The organism is Corynebacterium sp., from assembly GCF_030152825.1.
GTDB lineage: Bacteria > Actinomycetota > Actinomycetes > Mycobacteriales > Mycobacteriaceae > Corynebacterium.
On record NZ_JASLIP010000035.1, the window covers coordinates 1 to 22,512 of the forward strand.

The 22,512-nt window shown below is 66.5% G+C and carries 18 protein-coding genes; 1 reads left to right on the top strand and 17 read right to left on the bottom strand.

From position 1 onward, the window contains the following. Positions 1-2: 2 nt before the first annotated feature. Positions 3-2,621: an ATP-dependent Clp protease ATP-binding subunit gene (locus Q1V78_RS03905; RefSeq protein WP_300611830.1), complete on the bottom strand. Its 2,619-nt coding sequence runs from the start codon at positions 2,619-2,621 to the stop codon at positions 3-5. A gap of 398 nt (positions 2,622-3,019) precedes the next feature. On the opposite strand from Q1V78_RS03905, the gene Q1V78_RS03910 reads away from it, so the two are divergent. Continuing rightward, positions 3,020-4,795, top strand: a complete 1,776-nt coding sequence (locus tag Q1V78_RS03910) for an AMP-binding protein (RefSeq protein WP_300611832.1) — start codon at positions 3,020-3,022, stop codon at positions 4,793-4,795. Between the two features lie 107 nt (positions 4,796-4,902). On the opposite strand, the gene Q1V78_RS03915 is transcribed toward Q1V78_RS03910, so the two are convergent. The 16 genes from Q1V78_RS03915 to ftsH form a co-directional block, all read right to left on the bottom strand. Further along, positions 4,903-6,510, bottom strand: a complete 1,608-nt coding sequence (locus Q1V78_RS03915) for an inorganic phosphate transporter (protein ID WP_300611835.1) — start codon at positions 6,508-6,510, stop codon at positions 4,903-4,905. 237 nt (positions 6,511-6,747) lie between these two features. Next, the gene (locus Q1V78_RS03920; protein WP_012360923.1) at positions 6,748-7,953 is read right to left on the bottom strand and encodes an acyl-CoA dehydrogenase family protein; all 1,206 of its coding nucleotides are present in this window, start codon (positions 7,951-7,953) and stop codon (positions 6,748-6,750) included. Between the two features lie 65 nt (positions 7,954-8,018). After that, the gene (locus Q1V78_RS03925) at positions 8,019-9,419 is read right to left on the bottom strand and encodes an acyl-CoA dehydrogenase family protein (protein WP_300611843.1); all 1,401 of its coding nucleotides are present in this window, start codon (positions 9,417-9,419) and stop codon (positions 8,019-8,021) included. Positions 9,420-9,610: 191 nt separating this feature from the next. Further along, positions 9,611-11,158, bottom strand: coding sequence for a lysine--tRNA ligase (gene lysS / locus Q1V78_RS03930; RefSeq protein WP_300611989.1), 1,548 nt, complete (start codon positions 11,156-11,158; stop codon positions 9,611-9,613). A 185-nt stretch (positions 11,159-11,343) separates the two neighbouring features. Beyond that, the gene (locus Q1V78_RS03935) at positions 11,344-12,555 is read right to left on the bottom strand and encodes a globin domain-containing protein (protein WP_300611845.1); all 1,212 of its coding nucleotides are present in this window, start codon (positions 12,553-12,555) and stop codon (positions 11,344-11,346) included. A gap of 39 nt (positions 12,556-12,594) precedes the next feature. Further along, the gene (locus Q1V78_RS03940; protein ID WP_300611847.1) at positions 12,595-13,089 is read right to left on the bottom strand and encodes an Rrf2 family transcriptional regulator; all 495 of its coding nucleotides are present in this window, start codon (positions 13,087-13,089) and stop codon (positions 12,595-12,597) included. Between the two features lie 143 nt (positions 13,090-13,232). Continuing rightward, positions 13,233-13,652 carry an aspartate 1-decarboxylase gene (gene panD / locus Q1V78_RS03945; RefSeq protein ID WP_300611849.1) on the bottom strand — a complete coding sequence of 140 codons (420 nt, stop codon included), beginning with the start codon at positions 13,650-13,652 and terminating at the stop codon, positions 13,233-13,235. 19 nt (positions 13,653-13,671) lie between these two features. Then, positions 13,672-14,586, bottom strand: coding sequence for a pantoate--beta-alanine ligase (panC, locus tag Q1V78_RS03950; RefSeq protein WP_300611991.1), 915 nt, complete (start codon positions 14,584-14,586; stop codon positions 13,672-13,674). 83 nt (positions 14,587-14,669) lie between these two features. After that, entirely contained in the window at positions 14,670-15,617 is a 948-nt protein-coding gene (locus tag Q1V78_RS03955) for a DUF2520 domain-containing protein (protein ID WP_300611851.1), read from the bottom strand. A 48-nt stretch (positions 15,618-15,665) separates the two neighbouring features. After that, positions 15,666-16,847, bottom strand: a complete 1,182-nt coding sequence (locus Q1V78_RS03960) for a DUF6779 domain-containing protein (protein ID WP_300611854.1) — start codon at positions 16,845-16,847, stop codon at positions 15,666-15,668. Between the two features lie 26 nt (positions 16,848-16,873). Continuing rightward, positions 16,874-17,350, bottom strand: a complete 477-nt coding sequence (locus tag Q1V78_RS03965) for a DUF3180 domain-containing protein (RefSeq protein WP_300611856.1) — start codon at positions 17,348-17,350, stop codon at positions 16,874-16,876. A gap of 63 nt (positions 17,351-17,413) precedes the next feature. Next, positions 17,414-18,031 (bottom strand): 2-amino-4-hydroxy-6-hydroxymethyldihydropteridine diphosphokinase, encoded by a 618-nt coding sequence (gene folK / locus Q1V78_RS03970; protein ID WP_300611858.1) that lies wholly within the window; start codon positions 18,029-18,031, stop codon positions 17,414-17,416. Positions 18,032-18,035: 4 nt separating this feature from the next. Then, the gene (folB, locus tag Q1V78_RS03975; protein WP_300611861.1) at positions 18,036-18,413 is read right to left on the bottom strand and encodes a dihydroneopterin aldolase; all 378 of its coding nucleotides are present in this window, start codon (positions 18,411-18,413) and stop codon (positions 18,036-18,038) included. Then, positions 18,406-19,350, bottom strand: a complete 945-nt coding sequence (gene folP, locus Q1V78_RS03980; RefSeq protein ID WP_300611864.1) for a dihydropteroate synthase — start codon at positions 19,348-19,350, stop codon at positions 18,406-18,408. Before folP ends, folB begins: the two co-directional genes overlap by 8 nt. Positions 19,351-19,400: 50 nt before the next feature. Beyond that, complete coding sequence (gene folE / locus Q1V78_RS03985; protein ID WP_300611867.1) at positions 19,401-19,985, bottom strand: GTP cyclohydrolase I FolE; 585 nt, start codon at positions 19,983-19,985, stop codon at positions 19,401-19,403. 20 nt (positions 19,986-20,005) lie between these two features. Then, the gene (gene ftsH, locus Q1V78_RS03990; RefSeq protein ID WP_300611870.1) at positions 20,006-22,435 is read right to left on the bottom strand and encodes an ATP-dependent zinc metalloprotease FtsH; all 2,430 of its coding nucleotides are present in this window, start codon (positions 22,433-22,435) and stop codon (positions 20,006-20,008) included. Positions 22,436-22,512: the final 77 nt, after the last annotated feature.

The following is a 22,512-nucleotide window of genomic DNA, read 5'->3' on the forward strand; positions in this document are numbered from 1 at the left end:
GGTCAGTCGGTGCCGGCGGACTTGGGAACGTCCGTGGGCCCCTCGGAGTCGTCGGGCCCCTCGGCCGGCGCCTCGCCCGATCCCACCTCGGCGGTCTCGAACGGCGGCAGGTCCGGCAGGACGCCGACCTTCTGGCCGAGGAAGGTGAACGTCTGGTTCGGAGCCTCGCCCTCGACGTCGACCAGCACGATCTGGCCCGGTCCGACCTCGCCGTAGAGCATCTTCTCGGCCAGGACGTCCTCGATCTCGCGCTGGACCGTCCGCCGCAGTGGTCGAGCGCCCAGCACCGGGTCGAATCCCCGCTCGGCGAGCAGGTTCTTGGCCGCCTGGGTGAGCTCCAGCGACATGTCGCGGTCCTTCAGCCGGGTCTCGACGAAGGCGATCATGTTGTCGACCATCGCCACGATCTGCTCCGGCGACAGCGGCGGGAACACCACGATCTCATCGACACGGTTGAGGAACTCGGGGCGGAAGTGCTGCTTGAGCTCCTCCGACACCTTGCTCTTCATCCGCTCGTAGGACCCGGCCTTGTCGCCGGTCTGCTGGAAGCCGAGGTTGAGGCCCTTGGAGATGTCGCGGGTGCCGAGGTTGGTGGTCATGATGATGACGGTGTTCTTGAAGTCCACGACCCGGCCCTGGGAGTCGGTCAGGCGACCTTCTTCCAGGATCTGCAACAGCGAGTTGAAGATGTCCGGGTGGGCCTTCTCGACCTCGTCGAACAGGACGACGGAGAACGGCTTGCGGCGGACCTTCTCGGTCAGCTGGCCGCCCTCGTCGTAGCCGACGTATCCCGGAGGGGCACCGAAGAGGCGGGAGGCGGTGAACTTGTCGTGGAACTCACCCATGTCCACCTGGATCAGGGCGTCGTCGTCGCCGAAGAGGAACTCGGCGAGTGCCTTGGACAGCTCCGTCTTACCCACACCGGACGGACCGGCGAAGATGAAGGAGCCGGACGGGCGGTTCGGATCCTTCAGGCCGGCACGGGTGCGGCGGATCGCGCGGGAGACGGCCTTGACGGCGTCGTCCTGGCCAATGATGCGCTTGTGCAGCTCGCCTTCCATGTCCAGCAGTCGGGAGGACTCCTCCTCCGTGAGCTTGAACACCGGGATGCCGGTCCAGTTGGCCAGCACCTCTGCGATCTGCTCCTCGTCGACCTCGGCGACCTCATCGAGCTCGCCTGCGCGCCAGGCCTTTTCCTTCTCGGCACGCTCCTCGGTCAGGGTGCGCTCGTCGTCGCGCAGTGCCGCTGCCTTCTCGAAGTCCTGCTCATCGATCGCGGCCTCCTTCTTGCGGCGGACCTCAGCGATCTTGTCGTCGACCTCCTGGACGGACTTCGGCGCGGTGAGGCGCTTGATGCGCATGCGCGCGCCTGCCTCGTCGAGCAGGTCAACAGCCTTATCCGGCAGGAAGCGGTCGTTGATGTAACGGTCGGCCAGGGTGGCTGCGGAACGCAGGGCACCGTCGGTGATGGACACGCGGTGGTGGGCTTCGTAGCGGTCGCGCAGACCCTTCAGGATCTCGATGGTGTCCGCGACGGACGGCTCCGGCACCTGCACCGGCTGGAAGCGGCGCTCCAGGGCGGCGTCCTTCTCGATGTGCTTGCGGTACTCCTCCAGCGTGGTGGCACCGATGGTCTGCAGCTCGCCGCGGGCCAGCTTCGGCTTCAGGATGGAGGCGGCGTCGATCGCGCCCTCCGCGGCACCGGCACCGACGAGGGTGTGGATCTCGTCGATGAACAGGATGATGTCGCCGCGCTGGTTGATCTCCTTGAGCACCTTCTTAAGGCGCTCCTCGAAGTCACCGCGGTAGCGGGAGCCCGCAACCAGGGAACCCAGGTCCAGGGAGTAGACCTGCTTATCGCGCAGGGTCTCCGGCACCTTGCCGTTGACGATGTCCAGGGCCAGGCCCTCGACGACAGCGGTCTTACCCACGCCCGGCTCGCCGATGAGCACCGGGTTGTTCTTGGTGCGTCGGGAGAGTACCTGCATGATGCGCTCGATCTCGCTCGCGCGGCCGACGACGGGGTCCAGCTTGCCGTCCTTGGCAGCCTGGGTGAGGTTGCGGCCGAACTGGTCCAGGACCAGGGAGTTGGACTTCTGGCCCGCCTTCGCTCCGCCCTGGCCCGATGGGGCGACACCGGCGACGGCCGGCTGGTCCGGGGCCTCCTCGTGCTCGCCGCCGCCCTCGTAGCCGGAGAGCAGCTGGATAACCTGCTGGCGTACGCGGGACAGGTCAGCACCCAGCTTCACCAGCACCTGGGCTGCAACGCCCTCGCCCTCCCGGATGAGGCCGAGCAGGATGTGCTCGGTGCCGATGTACTTGTGGCCGAGCTGCAGTGCCTCGCGCAAGGCCAGCTCCAGCACCTTTTTGGCGCGCGGAGTAAACGGAATGTAACCGCTCGGCGGGTTGCCGCCGGAGCCAATAATCTCCTTGACCTCGGTGCGCACCGCGTCGAGGGAAATCCCCATGGACTCGAGCGCCTTGGCGGCCACTCCCTCACCCTCTTGGATCAACCCCAGGAGGATGTGCTCGGTACCGATGTAATTGTGATTCAGCGCTCGCGCTTCCTCTTGTGCCAAGACGACAACGCGTCGTGCCCGGTCGGTAAACCTTTCGAACATTTATCTCCCTTTTCGCTCGTGCGCTTTGATGCCCCACCATAACTGGGCAAGCGCCTTCCTTAAATCGCATTCCGTGCAACGCCGGGAGCCCCGCGGACTATTCCGGCACCCACATCTGCCCACTCTTCATTAAAAGACCAGTTCACGGCACCTTTTTACCGGCAATAACTCGGATAATTCAGCCTGTACGCCCCTAGCGAACACCCGCCGAAACGCGCTGTTTTCGCCCTCCGGCACGCCCTCCCGAGCCGATATCGCCAAAGCCAAACGTGACCCACATCACTTAGATAGGGTGACTAACATAGCTATTAGGTGAGTAAAGCTACTCACCTATCGCTGCAATACAGGCGCGGGGGAACGCCCGTGCAGACACATCCGATTCGACAGGGGTAATCGAAATGACCGACACGTTCTCGCCCACAGGTCCGACAGGCATCAAGGAAAAGCTCAGCCACACACTCGGCTCGGTGGGCACGCTCGCGCTCGGCACTCTCCCCCTGATGCGTTCCGGCGTGCTGGGGTCGATGACGCCCGTCGCCGCCGCGAAGGCCCTGGGTTCCATGTACCAGTGGGAGTTCCAGCCCGCCTCCCTGCTGGCGATCGGTGCTGCCCGCGACCCGTTCCACACCGCAATCATCGACGACCGCGGCTCCATGACCTACCAGGAACTGCACAACCAGGTGAACCAGCTCGCCAAGGCGCTGTTCCGCATTGGCATCCGGGAGCGCGACCACATCGGCGTGCTGACCCGCAACCACCGTGGCTTCATCATGGCGCTGTGCGCCCACGGTCGCCTGGGCACCGACCTCGTCCTGTTCAACACCGGGGCCTCGGCGGAACAGACCCGCGCGGTCGCTCGCGAGAACAAGCTGGACGTCCTGTTCATCGACGAGGAGTTCATCCCGCTGCTGCCGAAGGACTTCGACGACTGCCCCGTCATCGTGGCCCACGAGTTCGGCGACACCATCGGGCTCACCCGCGAGGCTGAGGAGGCACTGCCCCAAGACTCGAATATCCGCGACGCCCTGGCGATGGAGGACCACGCGACCCGCAGCGAGGACTGGCCGTCGCTGAGCCTGGTGCTGCGCACCACCCCGGCCGAGCAGACCATCCCGTCCCGCCCCCGCCGCGGCCGCACCATCATCCTGACCTCCGGAACCACCGGCACCCCGCGCGGCACCCGCCGCCCGGAGCCGCCGAGCTACCTGCCGGCATCCTCGATCATGAGCCGGATCCCGCTGAAGGCGCGCCGCCCGTTCTACCTGGCAGCACCGATGTTTCACACCTGGGGCTTTGCGAATATTCAGCTCGCGCTCGCGCTGCGCTCGACGATGGTGATGCAGCGCAAGTTCCGCCCGGAGGATGCGGTGCAGCTCATCGAGGCCAACCGCCCGTACGCGATCGCCATCGTGCCGACGATGCTGCGTCGCCTGCTGGAGGCCGTGCCGGAGGGCATGGACCCGGGCACCAAGGTCATCGCCGCCTCCGGCGAGCCGATCCCGCCGCAGATCGTGGAAAAGACCTTCGAGAAGTTCGGCCCCGCGCTCTACAACCTCTACGGCTCCACAGAGGTCAGCTGGGCCACGATCGCCAACCCGGACGACCTGCAGCGCCACCCGAACACCGCGGGCAAGCCGCCGATGGCCACGGTGGTCAAGGTTCTGGACGAGGACTTCCGCGAGTGCCCGGACGGCGAAATTGGCCGCATCTTCGTCGCCAACAACATGATGTTCGAGGGCTACACCCGACCGGGCAAGGACAAGGAGACCCACGAGGGCATGATCGCCACCGGCGACCTGGGGTACTGGGAGGACGGCCTGCTGTTCGTCTCCGGTCGCTCCGATGACATGGTCGTCTCCGGAGGTGAGAACGTCTACCCCACCGACACCGAGCACATCATCGGCACCCTGCCGGAGATCCTCGAGGTCTGCGTCCAGGGCGTTCCGGACGACGAGTTCGGTCAGGCGCTGTGCGCGTGGATCGTCACGAAGGAGGAGCTGAGCGCAGCCGATAAGCAGAAGCTGCAGGAGGAGATCCAGGCGACCGTCTCCAAGCAGCTCGCCCGCTTCGCCGTGCCGCGCCACTTCGTGTACGTGGACTCCCTGCCCCGCAACGCGGTGGGCAAGGTCGTGCGTCGCGAGCTGCCGCAGCCGGAGACCGCAGCCGCTGCTTAAGCCGGTGGGCTGAGCGCGCCTCAGGCGCTCCTCGGCCACCAGCACAGCACAGCGCCCCGGGTGGTGAAACACCCGGGGCGCTGTGCTGTGCTTAGACTTCTCGGCTCTTAGAAGATCCAGCCGATCACGAGGACGCCCACCGCACCGATCAGCGCGGCGGCCGGGATCGTGATGATCCACGCCAGGGCGATCGGCTTCATCAGGCGCCAGTTCGCAGCGCGGTTGACGATACCCACGCCCAGCACCGCACCGATCAGGATGTGCGTGGAGGACACCGGCAGGCCGGAGATGGATGCGGCCATCACCACGCCCGCAGCGGCGAGCTCAGCAGCGAAGCCGGAGGCCGGGTGAATGTGGGTCAGCCCCGTGCCAACCGTCTCGATCACCTTGCGGCCAATGAACCACAGACCGGAGATCAGAGCCACACCGGCGGCAAGCATCAGCGCCATCGGCACCGGAGCGGTCGCGTTAATGGAGTCGGTCTTCAGCACATCGAAGATCGCAGCAAAGGGACCCACCGCATTCGCGATGTCGTTGGAGCCATGGGAGAAGGCGAAGGCGGATGCGGTGAAGACCTGCATCCAGCTGAACATCATGAAGGTTGCGCGGTCCACGGTGTAGCGCCGCAGCCCGGTGGTGAAGGAGCGCAGGGTGAGGAACACCGCGATACCCACGATCGCGACGATCCCGAAGACCATGGCGCTCGTCATGTTCGGCATGATGTTGCTCAGGCTCTTCAGCAGGAGCATGCCGGTGATGATCATCGCGCCGATAGCGGCCAGCGACGGGCCCCAGGTCTCCAGGGCGCGGTGCGCCTCGATCTCCCGCTCGTCCGTCTCGATGACGACGAGCTCGCGGTAGTAGTCGGACTCCAGGTTCTGCGGCTCCGCACGCCCGGTGATGTAGACGGAGGCGTCGCGGGCGATGGTCTGGGTATAAGCCGCGCGCTGCACCTCGTTGAGACGGGAGAAGAGATCCTTGTGGCGCTTCTTGTGCTCGCTGCGGCGCTCCTGCATCTCGCGCATCTTGTGCTCGACCTCATCGTTGTAGCGCAGCACGTGGCGCTTGATGAAGGAGTACAGGAGGAGGGCAACCACGCCGCCCAGCACTGGAGAGAGCACCCAGCTCATCGCGATCTCGCCGATCTTGCCCCACTGGACCATCTCCAGGCCGCCGGTGCCCGTGGCAATGCCCTGAGCCACCGCGGCACCGACGATGCCGCCGATGATGGAGTGGGTGGTGGACACCGGCCAGCCCTTGCGGGTCGCGATCAGCAGCCACAGTGCCGCGCCGAGCAGGGCAGCCATCATGATGTAGGCGAAGTGCTGCGGGTCGAGGTCCACACCGTCCAGGTCGACGATGCCGGAACGGACGGTATCGGTGACGTCACCGCCGGCGATCAGCGCACCGCCGACCTCGAAGACGGCGGCGATAAGCAGTGCCTGCTTGATGGTCAGTGTCTTCGCACCGACCGAGGTACCGAAGGAGTTCGCGACGTCATTACCGCCGATGTTGAACGCCATGAACATGCCGAAGATGATCGTGACGATCAGGATCCCGATGTTCGCGGACTCCGGCATGAGATCCACGGACCACCAGGTCAGTGAGAGTACCGCGATGAGCAACAACCCGCCGAAGATGGTGTGCCACCAGAAGTCGTTTTCTTGTCCTGCTGCGCCCCCGTTAACGGCGGCTTTGGTCTCCGGTTGAGACATTCAGTGCTGACCTAACTCGTAAATCAAACAGTTGCGAATAAGACATTTCACGGGCCCCCAGCTTTGTCAGAGAGATCCCAGGCATTACACATTTTGCCTTGCTCCCGGAGTTTTCTAAAGCCCATAATTTCCACCGGGGGGTGGGCATTAGCCCCGGCACAGAAATAACCCCGCTACCAGCAATCATCCTTGCCGGTAGCGGGGTTATTCAGGGTTCGCGAAAAGCTGAAGTTCCGCTTACTTCAGCTCAGCGGAGCTCAAGCCCAGCTCGCGGCGGGCGACGATGAGCTGCTGAATCTGCTGGGTGCCCTCGAAGATGTCGAGGATCTTGGAGTCGCGGGACCACTTCTCCAGCAGGTCGCGCTCGGAGTAGCCGTAAGCACCGGCCAGCTCCACGGCGCGCAGGGTCAGGTCGGTCGCCATGCGGCCGGCCTTCGCCTTACAGATGGAGGCCTCCTTGGAGTTCGGGTTCTTGTTATCCGCCATCCACGCTGCGCGCATAGTCAGCAGGTAGGCAGCCTCCCAGTCGGACTCGAGGCGGATGTACTCGGACGCCGCAGCGGACTGGTTCCAGGCCGGCGCGTCGTAGTCGATCTTCACGCCAGCGTCGGTGAGGACCTCGCGCAGGCGCTCCAGGGAGGCGCGTGCGACACCGACGGCCATCGCTGCGACCAGCGGGCGGGTGTTGTCGAAGGTGGCCATGACGCCGCCGAAGCCCTTCTTGGTGTCCACCTCTGGGGAGCCAAGCAGGTTGTCCTTCGGGATGCGCACGTTGTCGAGGATGAAGTGCGCGGTGTCGGAGGAGCGGATGCCCAGCTTGTGCTCGAGGCGGACCAGCTCGAAGCCCGGGGTGTCGCGCGGGACGACGAAGGACTTGATGGCTGCGCGGCCTGCGGACTTGTCCACGGAGGCCCAGACGACCACGTGGGTGCAGCGCTCACCAGCGGTGACGAAGATCTTCTCGCCGTTCAGGACGTACTCGTCGCCGTCCAGCTTCGCGGTCGCGGCGACGGCTGCGGAGTCGGAGCCGAACTGCGGCTCGGTGATGGCCATGGCGGCCCAGATTTTGCCGAAGCGCTCGAGCTGTTCGTCGGTTGCGACGGCGGCGACGGCTGCGTTGCCCAGGCCCTGGTACGGGATGGACAGGGTGAGACCGACGTCGCCCCAGCAGGTCTCCATGACGTTCAGGGCGGCGGCCATGTTGCCGCCATTCTTCACGCCGGTGTCCTGCTTCTTATCCCCACGGCTGCTGGTGGCGCCGGCCATGGCCACGCCACCGTCAGCGGCGCCCTCAACGAGGGCGGCCATGGTGTCGAGCTCGACCGGGCGCTCGTGCTCCTTGAGGTCGTACTTGCGGGAGATGGGGCGGAAAATCTGTGCGGCCGCCTGGTGTGCCTGGTTTGCGCCCGCCTTCAGACGCTTGGGAAGTTCCAGATTAAGCATGATCTTTTTCCTCTGCTCTCGGGACTGTGTTGTGCGTAAATGCCAAAAGTCGTTGTTATGGCGGGTTAGATGACGACGACGCCCTCAGCAACGCCGATCGCGCGCATGTCGCGGTACCAGCGCTCAACCGGGTGCTCCTTGGTGTAGCCGTGGCCACCCAGCAGCTGGACGCCGTCCAGGCCCATGACCATGCCCTTGTCCGAGGCGTAGCGGCGGGCAAGGCCGGCCTCGCGGTGGTAGGACAGGCCCTGGTCGAGGCGGGATGCGCCGCGCAGCATGATCAGGCGCAGGCCGTCGAGCTCGATGCGGAGGTTGGCGACCATGAAGGCCACTGCCTGGCGGTGGGAGATCGGCTCGCCGAAGGCCTCACGCTCGTTGACGTACTTCTTGGTGTACTCCAGGATGGCCTCGCCGGTGCCGGAGGCCAGTGCGGCCCAGCCCAGGCGGGAGCGGCGGACGATCTCCGCGTACTGCTCGGTGCGGTCGGTGTCGGAGAGGTTCGCGCCACCCAGGAGGTTGGCGGCCGGGACGCGGACGTCTTTAAGAACCACGCGGCCCAGGGCTGCGGCGCGCAGGCCCATGGACGGGTCGGACTCGACCTCGATGCCCTCGGTGCCGGATTCGACGATGACGAAGGTGTTCACGCCGTCCAGCTCGACGGCGATGACGAAGAGCTCGCACTCTGCGGCGTTCGGGACCATAGTCTTCACGCCGTTAAGGACGACGTCGTCGCCCTCCAGCTTCGCGGTGGTCTGCAGCTTGAAGGCGTCGAACATCGGGCGGGCCTCGGAAACCACGACGGCTGCCGGCGGGACGGACTCGCCGGAGAAGGACGGCAGGTAGGTCTTCTGCTGGGCGTCGTCACCGTAGTTGGTGATGGTGTTGGCCACGCCTGCCGGGGCGAGGATGGAGACGGCCAGGCCCATGTCACCGAAGCCGAGAGCCTCGGCGATGAGGGCGTTGGTGCTGGCGCCGGATGCGCTGGCGATGCCCTCGAACTCCTCCGGGAGGTTCACGAGAGCGATGCCGAGCTCAGCGGCGGTGTCGAGCAGCCCCTCGGTCGGCTTGGACTCGTCGTTGGCCTCCGCAGCGGCCGGACGCAGGCGCTCGATGGCGAACTCGCGCACCGCGTCGAGGATCATCTGCTGGTCCTCGGTCGGGTTCAGGTCGAACGGCGCCTTGCCCGGCTCGAACTGCTGAACGTCGCCCTCGTTCTGCTTCGGGAGGCGGACCGGATCGCCGGAGCCCTTGATGCGCTTGAACTGGCGGTTCATGGCGCCGGCGGTACGGATGCCGCCCTTGGCGGTCTCGTAGGCAGCGCGGTCGACGGCCTTGTTGAGGTTGTACTTTTCTGCGAAGTCGGAACCAGTGAAACGAGACAGCGCCCGCATAACGACACCAATGGCGTCACGCTTGACGTTGTTCAGCCCCGGGGTGGAGTCGTTGAGCTTCTTGGAGTCGCTCATTGTCTGGTAGCCACCTTTCAGTAGAGGTGCCCTACGCATCGCTCGCTGCGATCCGCGGAGCATCACCATGTGCGAATAATGATCTTATTAATCATAACTTGCCATCATGGCGCAGATCATATTTTCCGCAGAATGCTATAAAAAGCCACACACCATGGGCGGTGTGTGGCTTTATGCAGTCGAGAGGAAGTTTACTTCTCTGGCTTCACCAACGGGAAGAGCACGGTCTCGCGGATGCCCAGGCCCGTGAAGGCCATCAGCAGGCGGTCCAGCCCCATGCCGGTACCGGCGGTTGGCGGCATGCCCTGCTCCATTGCCTGCAGGAAGTCCTCGTCGAGAACCATGGCCTCATCGTCGCCGCCCGCGGCCAGGCGAGCCTGGTCTTCGAAGCGCTCGCGCTGGATGACCGGGTCAACCAGCTCAGAGTAGCCGGTCGCCAGCTCGAAGCCGCGCAGGTAGAGGTCCCACTTCTCGGTCACGCCGCGCTCGGTGCGGTGCTGACGCACCAGTGGGGAGGTCTCGACCGGGTAGTTGTAGACGAAGATCGGGCCCCACAGCTGGTCCTCGCACAGGAACTCCCAGATCTCCTCGACGAGCTTGCCGTGGCCCCAGCCGCCGTCCTTCGGAACCTCCAGGCCGATGACCTTCGCGAGCGCCTTGAGCTCCTCGACGGTTGAGTCGACGGTGACCTCCGGCTGATCCGGGAACTTCTCGGCCAGCGCCTTATTCAGGGACGGGTAGACCTCGATGACCGGCCACTCGCCGCCGAGGTCGTACTCGGTGCCGTCGTGCATGGTCAGCTTGGTGGTGCCGAAGACCTCCTCGGCGACCTCCTGGATGACCTCGCGGGTCATCGTCGCAGCGGTGTTGTAGTCCCCATACGCCTGGTAGGTCTCCAGCATCGCGAACTCCGGGCTGTGGGAGCGGTCGATGCCCTCATTGCGGAAGTTACGGTTGATTTCGAAGACGCGGTCCAGACCACCGACGACGGCGCGCTTGAGGTACAGCTCCGGCGCGATGCGCAGGTAGAGGTCGATATCCAGCGCGTTGGAGTGGGTTACGAACGGACGAGCCGCGGCACCGCCGTGCAGGGTCTGCAGCATCGGAGTTTCGAGCTCGTTGAAGCCGCGACGCTCCAGGGCGTGGCGCAGGGCGCGCATCACCTTGATGCGGGTCATGGCGTTCTTGCGGGCTTCCTCGCGCATGATCAGGTCGGTGTAACGGTGACGCACGCGGGCGTCCTCGCTCATCTCCTTGTGCGCGACCGGCAGCGGACGCAGCGCCTTGGCGGCCATGGTCCACTCCTGGGCCATGACAGAAAGCTCGCCGCGGCGGGAGGAGATCACGCGCCCCTTGGCGAAGACGATGTCGCCCAGGTCGACCTCCGCCTTCCAGCGATCCAGGGCTTCCGCGCCAACCTCTGCCTGAGAGAGCATGACCTGCAGCTGGGTGCCGTCGCCGTCCTGCAGGGTGGCGAAGGCCAGCTTGCCGGTATTGCGGACGAACATCACGCGGCCAGCCACGCCGACGACGCTGTCCGTTTCCTCACCGACGTCGAGGAGGGTTGCCCCCTCCGGAAGAGCGGCGAGCTTCTCCGCAGCCTCCGGATCGTCCTCCTTGGGCTTGACCGCCCACTGCTGACGAACCTCCGCCAGCGTGTGAGTCCTGGGAACTTCTACTGGATAAGCCTGACGGCCCTCGTCAAGGATGCGCTCGCGCTTCTCGCGGCGAACGCGCATCTGCTCGGGAATTTCATCATTGCTGGTGGATGGATTCTTTGTAGTCACCCCACCAGACTACTGCATCGTCGGTACACGCCCGTGAGGGGTTCGCGGACGCAGATTGCCCCAGCGATGGCACGGCACGCGGGGCCCGGCCCACCACTGGCCGAACCCCGCTATACCCCTGCAGCCCGAGGCAAGTTTTAGCTGATCAGCCAGTCGTTCGGGCTGAAGAGCTCGAAGCCAACCTTTTCCGGAGCCAGCGTCTGCTCGCTATTGGCGATCTGCTCGCGAATGTTCTGCAGGAAGGACGTCCCGCCGCACAGGTACCACTGGGCGCCGGTCGGCACCACGCCCTCGGCGGCCAGCTCCCCGAGGTTCATGCGCTTGCCATCCTCACGGTAGAAGGTCTTGAAGGTCGCGCCGATCTGCTCGCTGAGGTTCTTCTGCAGCTCGGCCTGCGAGTGCTCCTCGGCGGAGGCGTCCGCGTGCAGGACCACGACCTTGCACTCCTGGCCGTCCTTGGCGGCCAGCGCGGAGAGCATGCCGACCATCGGGGTGGAACCGATGCCCTGGGAGACGAGCACCACCGGAGCGGTCGAGTCGTCCAGGACCAGGTCGCCGGCTGGGAGGGTGGCGTCCACGCTCTCGCCGTCGGCGATGTTGTCCATCAGGTAGGAAGAGACCTCGCCGTCGCGCTGGACGGCGATGCGGAAGGTGCTGCCGTCCTCGTCGATATCGACCAGGGAGTACTGGCGCAGCTGGCGGGCGCCGTCCGGAAGCTTCACACCGATGGAGGTGTACTGGCCCGGGCGGGCGTCCGCGAACTTCTCGGTCATTTCGGCCGGGCGGAGGGTGAACTCGACGGCGTCGGCCGGCAGCTGCTTGCGGGAGACGATCTCTGCGGTGGTGAAGACCTTGCCGTCCTCAACGCCCGCGGAGCGATAGAGGTTGCGCTCGAAGCTAACCAGCACATCGGCCATGAGCCAGTAGACCTCGTCCCAGGCGGCAGCGACCTCGGGGGTGACAACATCCTCGCCTAGCACCTCGACGATGGCGGCGAAGAGGTTGTCATGGACGATGGGGTACTGGTTTTCCACAATCCCCAGGGACACGTGCTTATGACCGATGCGGGAGAGCATATCTACCGGATCCGGGGCGTTGTCGTCCACGAGCATTGCGGCGAAGGTTGCGATGGAGGCGGCCAGCGCCGTCTGCTGCTCCCCAGACTTCTGGTTGCCGCGGTTGAAGGTATCGGCGATCAGCTCCGGGTGGGCGGCGAACATCTTCTCATAGAAGATGGGGGTAATCTTCGTGATATTCGCACCAACGAGCGGGAGAGTCTGCTTGATGATCTCGGCGTTGTCTGGGGTTAAGCGGCCGCGGGCATTGGCTGGGGTCTCGGCGATGAACATTGCGAATCATTCCTCCTCAAGAACCTCCCTGCAGGGAAGTTAAGACGTGGGCTTTGCCTTGAACGTCGGAGCGGCGAGAGGCACAGGCCCGCCGGAAGCTCCGGCAGCGAGGCCCTTCGTCGCGGACACCAGATCGCCGACGGTATCCCCGTCGAGAGTGGCGAAGAACGCCTCCTGCGCGGCGGCGAGCCGGTGACGCAGCGCGCAGTCGTGGCGCGCGAGGGGACACTGCAACGCCCCCTCGCAGTCGACGACTTCCCGGTTGCCTTCGAGTTGACGCAGGAGTGCACCGACGCTCGCGTGCATGCCCTGTTCAGTGATATGCACCCCGCCGTGCCGTCCGCGGATGGATTCGAGCAGCCCTTCGCTGGCCAGCACGTTGACGACCTTCGCGACATGGTTTCGCGAGGCGTTGAGCTGGTCCGCAAGGTCCTGAATTCGTACCGGCGAACGGTCGGCAGCATCCACAGCCTGGGTGGCGCCGAGCAGCATCAGTACGCGGAGCCCCAGGTCAGCGAATGTTGTGAGTTGCATAATTCCAACCTATCCAAAAATCCCGTAAAGATGTATCTGTAATACATCTTTTATGGTGTGCCATTAATCACAGTCACAAATATTGGCAAAGCCCGCCGCGCAACCATGGCGCAGGCGGGCCAAAAAGTAATCCCTCGCAGGGGCTACTCCCCCTCCGGGTGGCGCGGGTCTTTCAGGCCGCTGCCCGCCGGGGCGTGGGCTGGGTCCTCCCCCAGCTCAACCTGCTTATTGTTCTCATCGACGAAGATCACCCGCGGGTGGTAATCCCCGAGCTCGGCATTGTCGAAGATGCCGTAACCGATGATGATCACCAGGTCGCCGGGGCTGATCAGGCGGGAGGCCGCGCCGTTGATACCGATGACCCCGCTGCCCCGCTCGCCGGTGATGGCGTAGGTGGTCAGCCGGTTTCCGTTATCGATATCGACGATGTCGATCTGCTCGCCCTCGAGGATGTCGGCGGCGTCCATCAGGTCTGCGTCGATGGTGCAGGAACCCACGTAGTGCAGGTCGGCCTGGGTGACCGTCGCGCGGTGGATCTTTGACTTCAGCATGGTGCGGAACAAGGGATGAACCTAACTTTTTCTAGCTCTGGGGTGCGGCATCGGGAGCGGCAGGGGCGGCAGCGTCGGGGCCGCCTGCGCCCTGCTCGGGGTCCAAGTTCTTGAACCCTACACCAATCGGCACGCCAACATTATCGATCAGCCGGGTGCTGCCCACGCGCGCGGCGACCAGCAGCCGGGCGTCCCCGGTCTCCGGGGCCTCGCCGAGATCGGCGCCACGAAGAGCAAGATAGTCCACCTCGACGCCCTCGGCGTCGTCGAGAATGGCACGGGCGGTGGACAGCACCGCTTCCGCGCCGTCCTCGGCGACGAAGGAACCGGCCGTCAACGCTGCGGAGAGGGTGAGGGCCAGCTCGCGCTCCTCGTCGGAGAGGTAGACGTTGCGGCTGGACAGCGCCAGTCCGCCGCCCTCGCGGACGATCGGCACGCCGTGGACGCGCAGCTCCAGGTTGAGGTCGTTGACCATCTGCTGGACCAGGACGAGCTGCTGGTAGTCCTTCTCACCGAAGAAGGCGTGGTCGCAGTGGGAGATCTGGAAGAGCTTGTTGACGACCGTGAGCATGCCCGCGAAGTGGGTCGGGCGGTGCTCGCCCTCCAGGATCGCGCCGGCCGGGCCGGGGTGGATCGTGGTGCGGGGGCCGTTTGGGTACATCTCCCGGGCAGAGGGTGCGAAGACGGCGTCCACGCCCGCGGCCTTGAGCTTTTCGACGTCGGCGTCGAGGGTGCGGGGGTAGGCGTCCAGGTCCTCGCCCTCCGCGAACTGCAGCGGGTTGACGAAGATGCTGACCGCGACGAAGGCGCCCGGCATTGCCTTTGCTGCCTTGACCAGGGAAAGGTGGCCTTCGTGGAGCGCGCCCATCGTGGGCACGAGGCACACCGGCTTGCCGGCCTTGCGCATGGCGCGGGTGACCTGGCTGAACTCGTCGATGGTGGTCATCAGAGTTGCCTCGCCGCGGCGGAAGGGCTGGGGGTTTGCCTGCGGGTCGGCCTGGGGGCTGGGCTGATTCTTGGTCATGCGCCTTAGGTTAGTCCACCCGGCAGACCGTGTTCGCTGCGGTAGGCCATGAGCGCTCGCTCGACCTCCGGCGAGCCTGCTGCCTGGGCGGTTCGCTCGGCCATCGGCAGGTAGCGCAGGTGCAGGTTGTGGGAGTTCGGGTCGGCGGATTCGTCGGAGAGCTGGCGCAAGGCCTCCAGGTGGGCGAGGACGGCGGGGGCGTCATCGCGGGAGGCGGGGCCGGTCAGGGCGCCCAGGTGCTCGCGCAGGGTGGCGTCCGCGCCAGCCCGGACGATGGAGTTGAGCAGCAGCCGAGCCTCGCTAGACTCCCCCTCCCCCTCGATGACGGCCGGGCCGTTCGGCTTATCGAGCACCGCGTTGAGCATGGAGTGGGCGTCCGAGATGAGGGTGACCAGGTGGTTCGCGGCGTGCGCCATGGCGGCGTGATAGGCCGGGCGGCGGTCCTCCGCGATGTGGACGGCCACGCCGCCGAGGGACTGGACGAGTAGTTCGCCGACCGCCTGGCCGACCTCGGAGTCGGTGGTGACACCCCAGCCGCAGCCCAGCAGGTTTTCGGTGTCCTGCGGGGTGCCGACAAAGCCCATCGCGGGGTGCAGGGCCAGCGGGAGCGCGCCCTCGTCGGTGATGGGTTGGAGCACCTGGCAGCCGTTGCGCCCGGAGGTGTGCATGACCATCTGGCCGTCGCGGACGGTGTGGGCCACCTCGGCGGCGACCTCCGGCAGTACCGGGTCCGGCACTGCGAGGACCACCAGCTGGGCCATCGCGGCCTCCGCCAGCGAAACGATGGGGATGCCCGGGACGCGCTGGGCTGCGCATGCCCGGGAGCGCTCGGAGTGGGCGTGGATGCCGTGGACGTGGTGCCCGGCCCGGGTGAAGGCCTCGGCAAGGGCAAGCCCGACGGCGCCGGCAGAAATGATCCCCACGCTCAGGCGTGGGGGTTGGCGATCAATCATGCTGAATCTTCAGGTCGCGGTGCAAGATCTTCGGGGTCGCGGTTCGAGCTACTTCTTGTCGTTCTGCTGGAAGCGCTTCATGAGCTCTGCAACCGTCAGGCCCTCGGAGTTCTCGTCCGCGCGGCGGCGGCCGGCGCGGTACTCGTGCGCGCCGCGCTTCTCATCGGCAGCTGGCTTCGCGGCAGCGTCCTCCCGGTGCTGCTCAGCCTGCTTCTGTGCCGATCCGCTGGCCTGTTCGCCAGCGGCCTGGCTCGGCTCGTAGGCGCGGAACGCCGGCTCGGTGCGCGGGGCGGGTTGAGCTGTGCGCTCCTTCTGGGGAGCCTGCGCGGCCTCGCGCTGCTCGTGGTGGCCACGGCCCGCTGCCTTCGGCTCGGCGGCCTCGGAGCCGCGGTTGGCTGCAGCCTGCGCGCCGGAGGCACCCGTCTGCGCGCTGCTGGAGGAGCTGGAGTCCACGACGATCGGGATCTGCGTGGTCTCCTCGGTGTTGTCCCCGGTCCACTTCACGGCGGCGAAGCTGCCAGTGGAGAAGGCAGAGGCGCGGCGGTCGGAGCTCGGCTCGCTGTTGTGGCCGAGCGTCGGGGAACCCGCGGAGGAGGCGGCGCGGGCGGACGCGCCCGGCTGGCTGCTGCGCGCCGCACGCTGCCTAGGCTGCTCAGCCTGCGGCTGCTTCCGCTCAGCCTGCCCGGACGTGCCGGTCTGGTAGCGGCGGTCGGCCGGCTGCGCCCCGCCCCGGTCCAGCTCGATGATCCGCTCGGCGCGGGCGCGCACGGCGGTCTGCTCGTCGTCCAGCTCCTCGCCGGACATCTCCGCGAGCTGCGCCCGCAGGGAGATCAGCTCGTGGCGCAGCTGCTCCAGGTACTCATCGCGCTGGTTGCGCAGCTGGCGGGTGTAGTTCTCCTTCAGCGCCGCCTCGCGCTGCTGGTGGCCCGCGACCTCGCGCTCCATCTCCGCGCGGTGGGCTCGCTCCAGGGTATTCACGCGCTTCTGCTCCGCGCGCAGCGCGCTGGAGTACTTCGAGACCAGCACGATGCCCAGGAAGGCGGCCCACAGTGCGGCGATGACCGCGATCTTCAGCCACAGGTCGGAATCCAGGAACAGCATCAGGATGCTGGCGATCAGCGCCAGCACCACGAGCAGCACCATCAGTACGCGCGGCCCGCTGTTCTGCCCGTCCGTCTGCTCGGCGCCGCCCGCAGCGGCGCTCTGGCTCCAGTTCTCCCGATTGCTCATGCTGGTCACCTTACCTGTTGACGCTGTTATTCACCGGCCACCCCGCCATCTTCCGGTGGCGTGAGGCAGTTCTGTTCCAGCCATTTGCCCGCCACCGCAGCCAGTGCACCACCGAGCATCCCGCCGATCGCGCCCGGGGTGTCCTCCTGCGCGACGACGAGGTGGCCGGCGTTGAATACCAGGAACACGACCGTTCCACCGTAGGCTCCGGCGAAGATCGCACCGATCCATGCGACGGCCTGGCCGAGCACTCCGCTGAACGCGACCGTCATCGGGTTAACCTGGCTACGGTCCAGGCCAATGGCGTTGTCCTGCAATTTCTTGCGCATGATGAAGCCCTGCACCCCGCAGATGATCGCGGCGATCCACAGCACGCTGCCGGTCGCCAGTTCGATGCGCGGGAAGTAGGCGTAGAAGCCGAGTGCGGTCACCCACGCGAACGCGGCTGCGATCACTGCTGCGATCACCAGCGCCGTGGGCGCGACCTGCTTCATCTTCTTCATGTTTTTCAGTCTACCCAGGGCTCGTCGGGTTTCTTGGGCTCGTTGTTCTCGTTTTTTAGGACGTCAACCCCAGCCTCCCCCGGGCATCACCGGACCGTCCAACAGCGCCCCGAGCTGGGCGATCTCCGCGGTGTCCTCCTGGGGTAGCTGGGCCAGCCACTGAACAACCGTGGCGGTTGCGGCCGGGCCGGCCGGGGAGCCGGGAACGCGCGGCAACGTGTCTTCCGGAGCGATTTCTGCCCATGGAACGAGGACGAAGCCCCGGGCGGTGGTGTACGGGTGCGGCAGGATCAATTCCTCGCCCCAGCGCCCCGCGGAGATCACCGGCTCGCCGGTGGCGGCATCGTAGGCGGCCAGCAAGTCCACGTCCACGGTGCGCGGACCCCAGTGCTGGAGGCGCACCCGACCGCCCTCATTCTCGATCTTCTGGCAGGCGTGGAGCAGCTCGAGGGGTTCCAGGTGGGTGGCCACGAGGATCACGGCGTTGCGGAACTCGTCCTGGGTGACCACACCCCACGGCGGGGTGGCGTAGACCTGGGAGTCCGCCAGCAGCTGGGTGCCGGGCAGGTCGAGGACGGCGCGGGCCGCCGCGCGGATCATGGCTTCCGGGCTGCCCTGGTCACCGGGCATGTTGCTGCCCAGGCCGATAGCCACCCGCCAGGGGGCACTGTTGCGCGCCACGGTCTTACCTGCCTCGTTGCTGCTTGAGGTTGCGGCGGGCGACGACCCGCACGTCGCTGAAGTGGTGCGGGATTGGGGCCTGTGGCTTGTGCACGGTGACCTCCGCGGCATGTGCCCCGCCGAGGGCGATGATCCGGTCAGCAATAGTGGCGGCGAGCGTCTCGATCAGATCGAAGCGTTCCTGATCCACCACGGCGACGGCGATGTCTGCCAGGTCCACGTAGGAGATCGTGTCGGCGAGGTCATCCGAGGCCGCGGAGGCGGCGAAGTCCGTCCAGACGACGATGTCTACCTCGAAGTTCTGACCTTCGTCCTTTTCGAAGTCGTGGACTCCGTGGTAGCCGAAGGCCTTCAGGCCCATGAGTTCAATGCGATCAGCCACGGCGCGCTCGCCACCCTTCTGCCACCGCTGGGCCGTCGCCCAGGCGGGAGTAATAAGCCACATCCACCGCAGCCCGGGAAGGGGCCACGTTGTGCACCCGCACCGCCCAGGATCCCGCCTGGGCGGCCAGCGCGGACACCGCCGCGGTGGCGTCATCTGCCGTCTCCGGGGAGCCGGGGGCACCGTCGCTAGCGGGGCGCAGGGCGGTGAGGAAACGCTTACGGCTGGCGCCGATCAGCACGGGGAAGCCCAGCTCATTGAGCTGCCTCATCGCGCCCAGAAGCTGCCAGTTATCCGCCGGGGACTTCGCAAACCCGATGCCTGGGTCCAGGATGATGTTCTCCTCTTTCACACCAGCGGCCAGGGCTGCGTCCACCCGGCGCAGCAGCCATTCGCGGACGGCGGTGACCACATCCGCGCCGGTGCCTGCACTCTGGTCCGCGTAACCTTCCGCGCCTTCGAAGCGGTCGGTTTGCCAGTGCATGAGGCAGATCGGCAGGCCGGTCTCGGCGGCGACGGGGAGCATGTCCTTGTCCGCGAGGCCGCCGGAGACGTCGTTGAGGATGTCTACCCCGGCCTCCGCGGCGGCGAGCGCGGTCGCGGCGCGCATGGTGTCCACGCTCGTGGTGATATCCAGCGCGGAGAGTTCCGCGATCACGGGGGTCACGCGCCCACGTTCGACTTCCGGGTCGACGCGCTGGGCGCCGGGTCGGGTGGATTCGCCGCCGACGTCGATGATGTCCGCGCCCGCGGCGACCATCTGCTGGGCGTGGCGCACGGCGGTGGCCGTGTCGGGGTTGGAGCCGCCGTCGGAGAAGGAGTCTTGCGTGACGTTGAGAACCCCCATCACCTTGGTGCGCGGCGGGGTGGCCGGCTGGTTCGGCTGGGTGCTCTGGGACGGCTGGTCAGGCTGAGCAGACTGTGCAGGCTGCATCATCAAGTCTTTCTAGGGTCGGTTCCCGCGGAATTCGCTCTCGTTGGGGAGTGTTAGTTCCCGCGGATCAGCGCCATGGCTTCGGCGCGGGTGGCGGCGTTGTTCTGGAAGCCGCCCCGCACGGCGGAGGTCACGGTGTTGGCTCCCGGCTTGCGGACCCCGCGCATCGCCATGCACAGGTGCTCGGCCTCGATCACGACGATCACCGCGGAGGCGTCCAGCCGGTCCATCAGCGCGTCGGCGATGGAGGTGGTCAGGCGCTCCTGCACCTGCGGGCGGCGGGCGAAGCCCTCCACGAGGCGGGCCAGCTTGGACAGCCCGGTGACCTTCCCGGCGTGCCCCGGGATGTAGCCGATGTGGGCGTGGCCGAAGAAGGGCACGAGGTGGTGCTCGCAGGTGGAGTAGAACGGGATGTCCTTGACCAGCACGAGCTCCCGGTGGTCCTCGTTGAAGGTGGTGTTGAGCACCTCGGTGGGGTCGGTGCCGAGCCCGGAGAAGACCTCCTCGTAGGCGCGCGCCACGCGGGCCGGGGTGTCGGCCAGGCCTTCGCGGTCGGGGTCCTCCCCCACGGCGATGAGCAGTTCGCGAACGGCGGCTTCGGCGCGTTCGCGGTCGAAGTGCCTCGTCGATTCAGCCATGTCGGTGTTCGCCGCCTTTCTTAGTTCTTCTCTTCATCGCTGGGGTTGTCATCATTCGGCCGGGATTGATGACGTCCACCCGGCTCACCCCAGTCAAAACCGTCGCCGTAGGCGCTGGTCCCTGGGTGCTGGGCGGGGTCGCGGCGGGCGTGGCGCCCGCCGTTGTACGGCTCCGGCGCTGGGCTACCCGGCGTTGGGTTCTGCTGCTCCGGGCTCTCTGGCTCTACCGCATCCGGGCCAGAAACATGCGGTGCCGGCTCACCGGCCGCCGGGGACTCCGACACCTGCTCCCCGGCCTCGGTGACCGGGCGGAGCTGGGTGGTCGGGGCGTCGTCCGAGGCCCACGGGTTATCCGGGCGCTCGTGCTCCGGCAGCTCGAAACCGCGCTGCGGCTCCTGGCGTGCTTCCTGCTCGCGCTCCAGCTTCTTGACCTGCTCCTCCTGCTGCTGCTTGCGCTTTTCGATGCGCGCGCGGCGGGCGGCGGAGAAGTAGTCCTTGCGCTTCGGTGGCTCCTCGCCACGCTCCTTGGCCAGCTCGACCGGGGTCTTCACAGGCTCGCGGTAATCCTTCGGGCGGTCCAGGTCCTGGCCCGGAAAGATCTCGGAGACTTCGCGCGGGGTGATGCCCTCGAAGATGGACTCCAGGTCCGGGCGGCGCAGCGTCTCCTTCTCGAGCAGCTTTTCCGCCAGGGTGTCCAGGTAGTCCCGGTGCTCGCGCAGGACCTCGTAGGCAATGCTCTGGGCCTTGTCCATGAGCATGCGGACGTCCTCGTCCACCAGCGCGGCGACCTTCTCGGAGGGGTGGAACTGGCCACCGCCGCCGCGGCCGACGAACGGGTCGCCCTGCTCCTCACCGAACTTCACGGCACCCACGCGCGGGCTCATGCCGTACTCCACGACCATGGCCTTGGCGATCTTCGTGGCCATCTCGATGTCCGCGCTCGCGCCGGTGGTCGGGTTGCCGAAGACCAGCTCCTCGGCGGCACGCCCACCCATGGCGAAGACGAGGCGAGCGAAGAGCTCGGAGCGGTTGTACATGCCCTTGTCGTCTTCCGCGGCGGTCATAGCGTGCCCGCCGGTGCGGCCGCGGGCCAGGATGGTGACCTTGTAGACCCGCTCGATGTCCTTCATCGCCCAGGCGGCCAGGGTGTGGCCACCCTCGTGGTAGGCGGTGACCTTCTTCTCGTGCTCGGAGATGATCTTCGAGGTGCGGCGCGGCCCACCCACCACGCGGTCGGTGGCCTCTTCCAGGGCATCGCCGGTGATGACGTTGCCGTCCACGCGCGCGGTCAGCAGCGCGGCCTCGTTGAGGACGTTCTCCAGGTCCGCGCCGGACATACCGGCGGTGCGCTTGGCCAGGGAGGCCAAGTCGACGTCCGGCGCCAGCGGCTTGCCCTCCGCGTGGACGCGCAGGATCTGCTCGCGGCCCACCAGGTCCGGGTTGGCGACCGGGATCTGGCGGTCGAAGCGGCCCGGGCGCAGCAGTGCTGGGTCGAGGACGTCCGGGCGGTTCGTCGCGGCCATGAGGATCACGCCCTCGCGGCCGTTGAAGCCATCCATCTCCACGAGCAGCTGGTTCAGGGTCTGCTCGCGCTCATCGTGGCCACCGCCCATGCCGGCGCCACGCTGGCGACCGACGGCGTCGATCTCGTCGACGAAGATGATGCAGGGCGCGTTCTCCTTCGCCTGCTTGAACAGGTCGCGCACGCGGGAGGCACCGACACCGACGAACATTTCCACGAAGTCGGAGCCGGAGATGCTGTAGAACGGCACCCCGGACTCGCCGGCCACGGCGCGGGCCAGCAGCGTCTTACCGGTGCCGGGCGGACCGTAGAGCAGCACGCCGCGCGGGATCTTCGCGCCGAGCTTCTCGTACTTACCTGGGTCGGAGAGGAAGTCCCGGATCTCGTCGAGTTCCTCGACGGCCTCGTCCGCACCGGCGACGTCGTCGAAGCGGGTATCCGGGTTGTCCTTCTGCAGATCCTTGGCGCGGGACTTGCCGAAACCGAACGGGCCCATGCCCCCGCCGCCCTGCATGCGGGTGAGCATGAAGAACAGCAGGCCGAAGATCAGCAGCATCGGCAGGAGCATCATCAGCATGCTGCCAAGGAAGGAATCCTGCGAGACGTGGGTGTCGAACTTCTCCGCCTCGGAGCCCTTCACCGCGTCGAAGATCTGCTGGCTGGCCCGGGCCGGGTACTGGGAGGTGATCTGCTCGATCCCTTCCTTGCCCTCGACCTCGATGGGCTTCTTCAGCTTCAGCTGGACCGTCTGTTCGCGGTCCTTGATCTCGGCTTCCTTGACGTTCTTGGCGTCGAGCTCCTTGATCGCGATGGAGGTATCGACCTTGTCGAAACCACGGTCGCTGTCCGTGAGCACGCCAAAAGCGTAAATAGCGATGAGGGCGGCGGCGACAATCCCCGCGATCCTCAGGACCTTGTTCTTGTCCATATTTCCCATCAGTTAGTTGTGCCCGCGCAGTGTTTTCCCAGCGCTATGGTGTGGCCAGCGCTACTCGCGGACGTCCA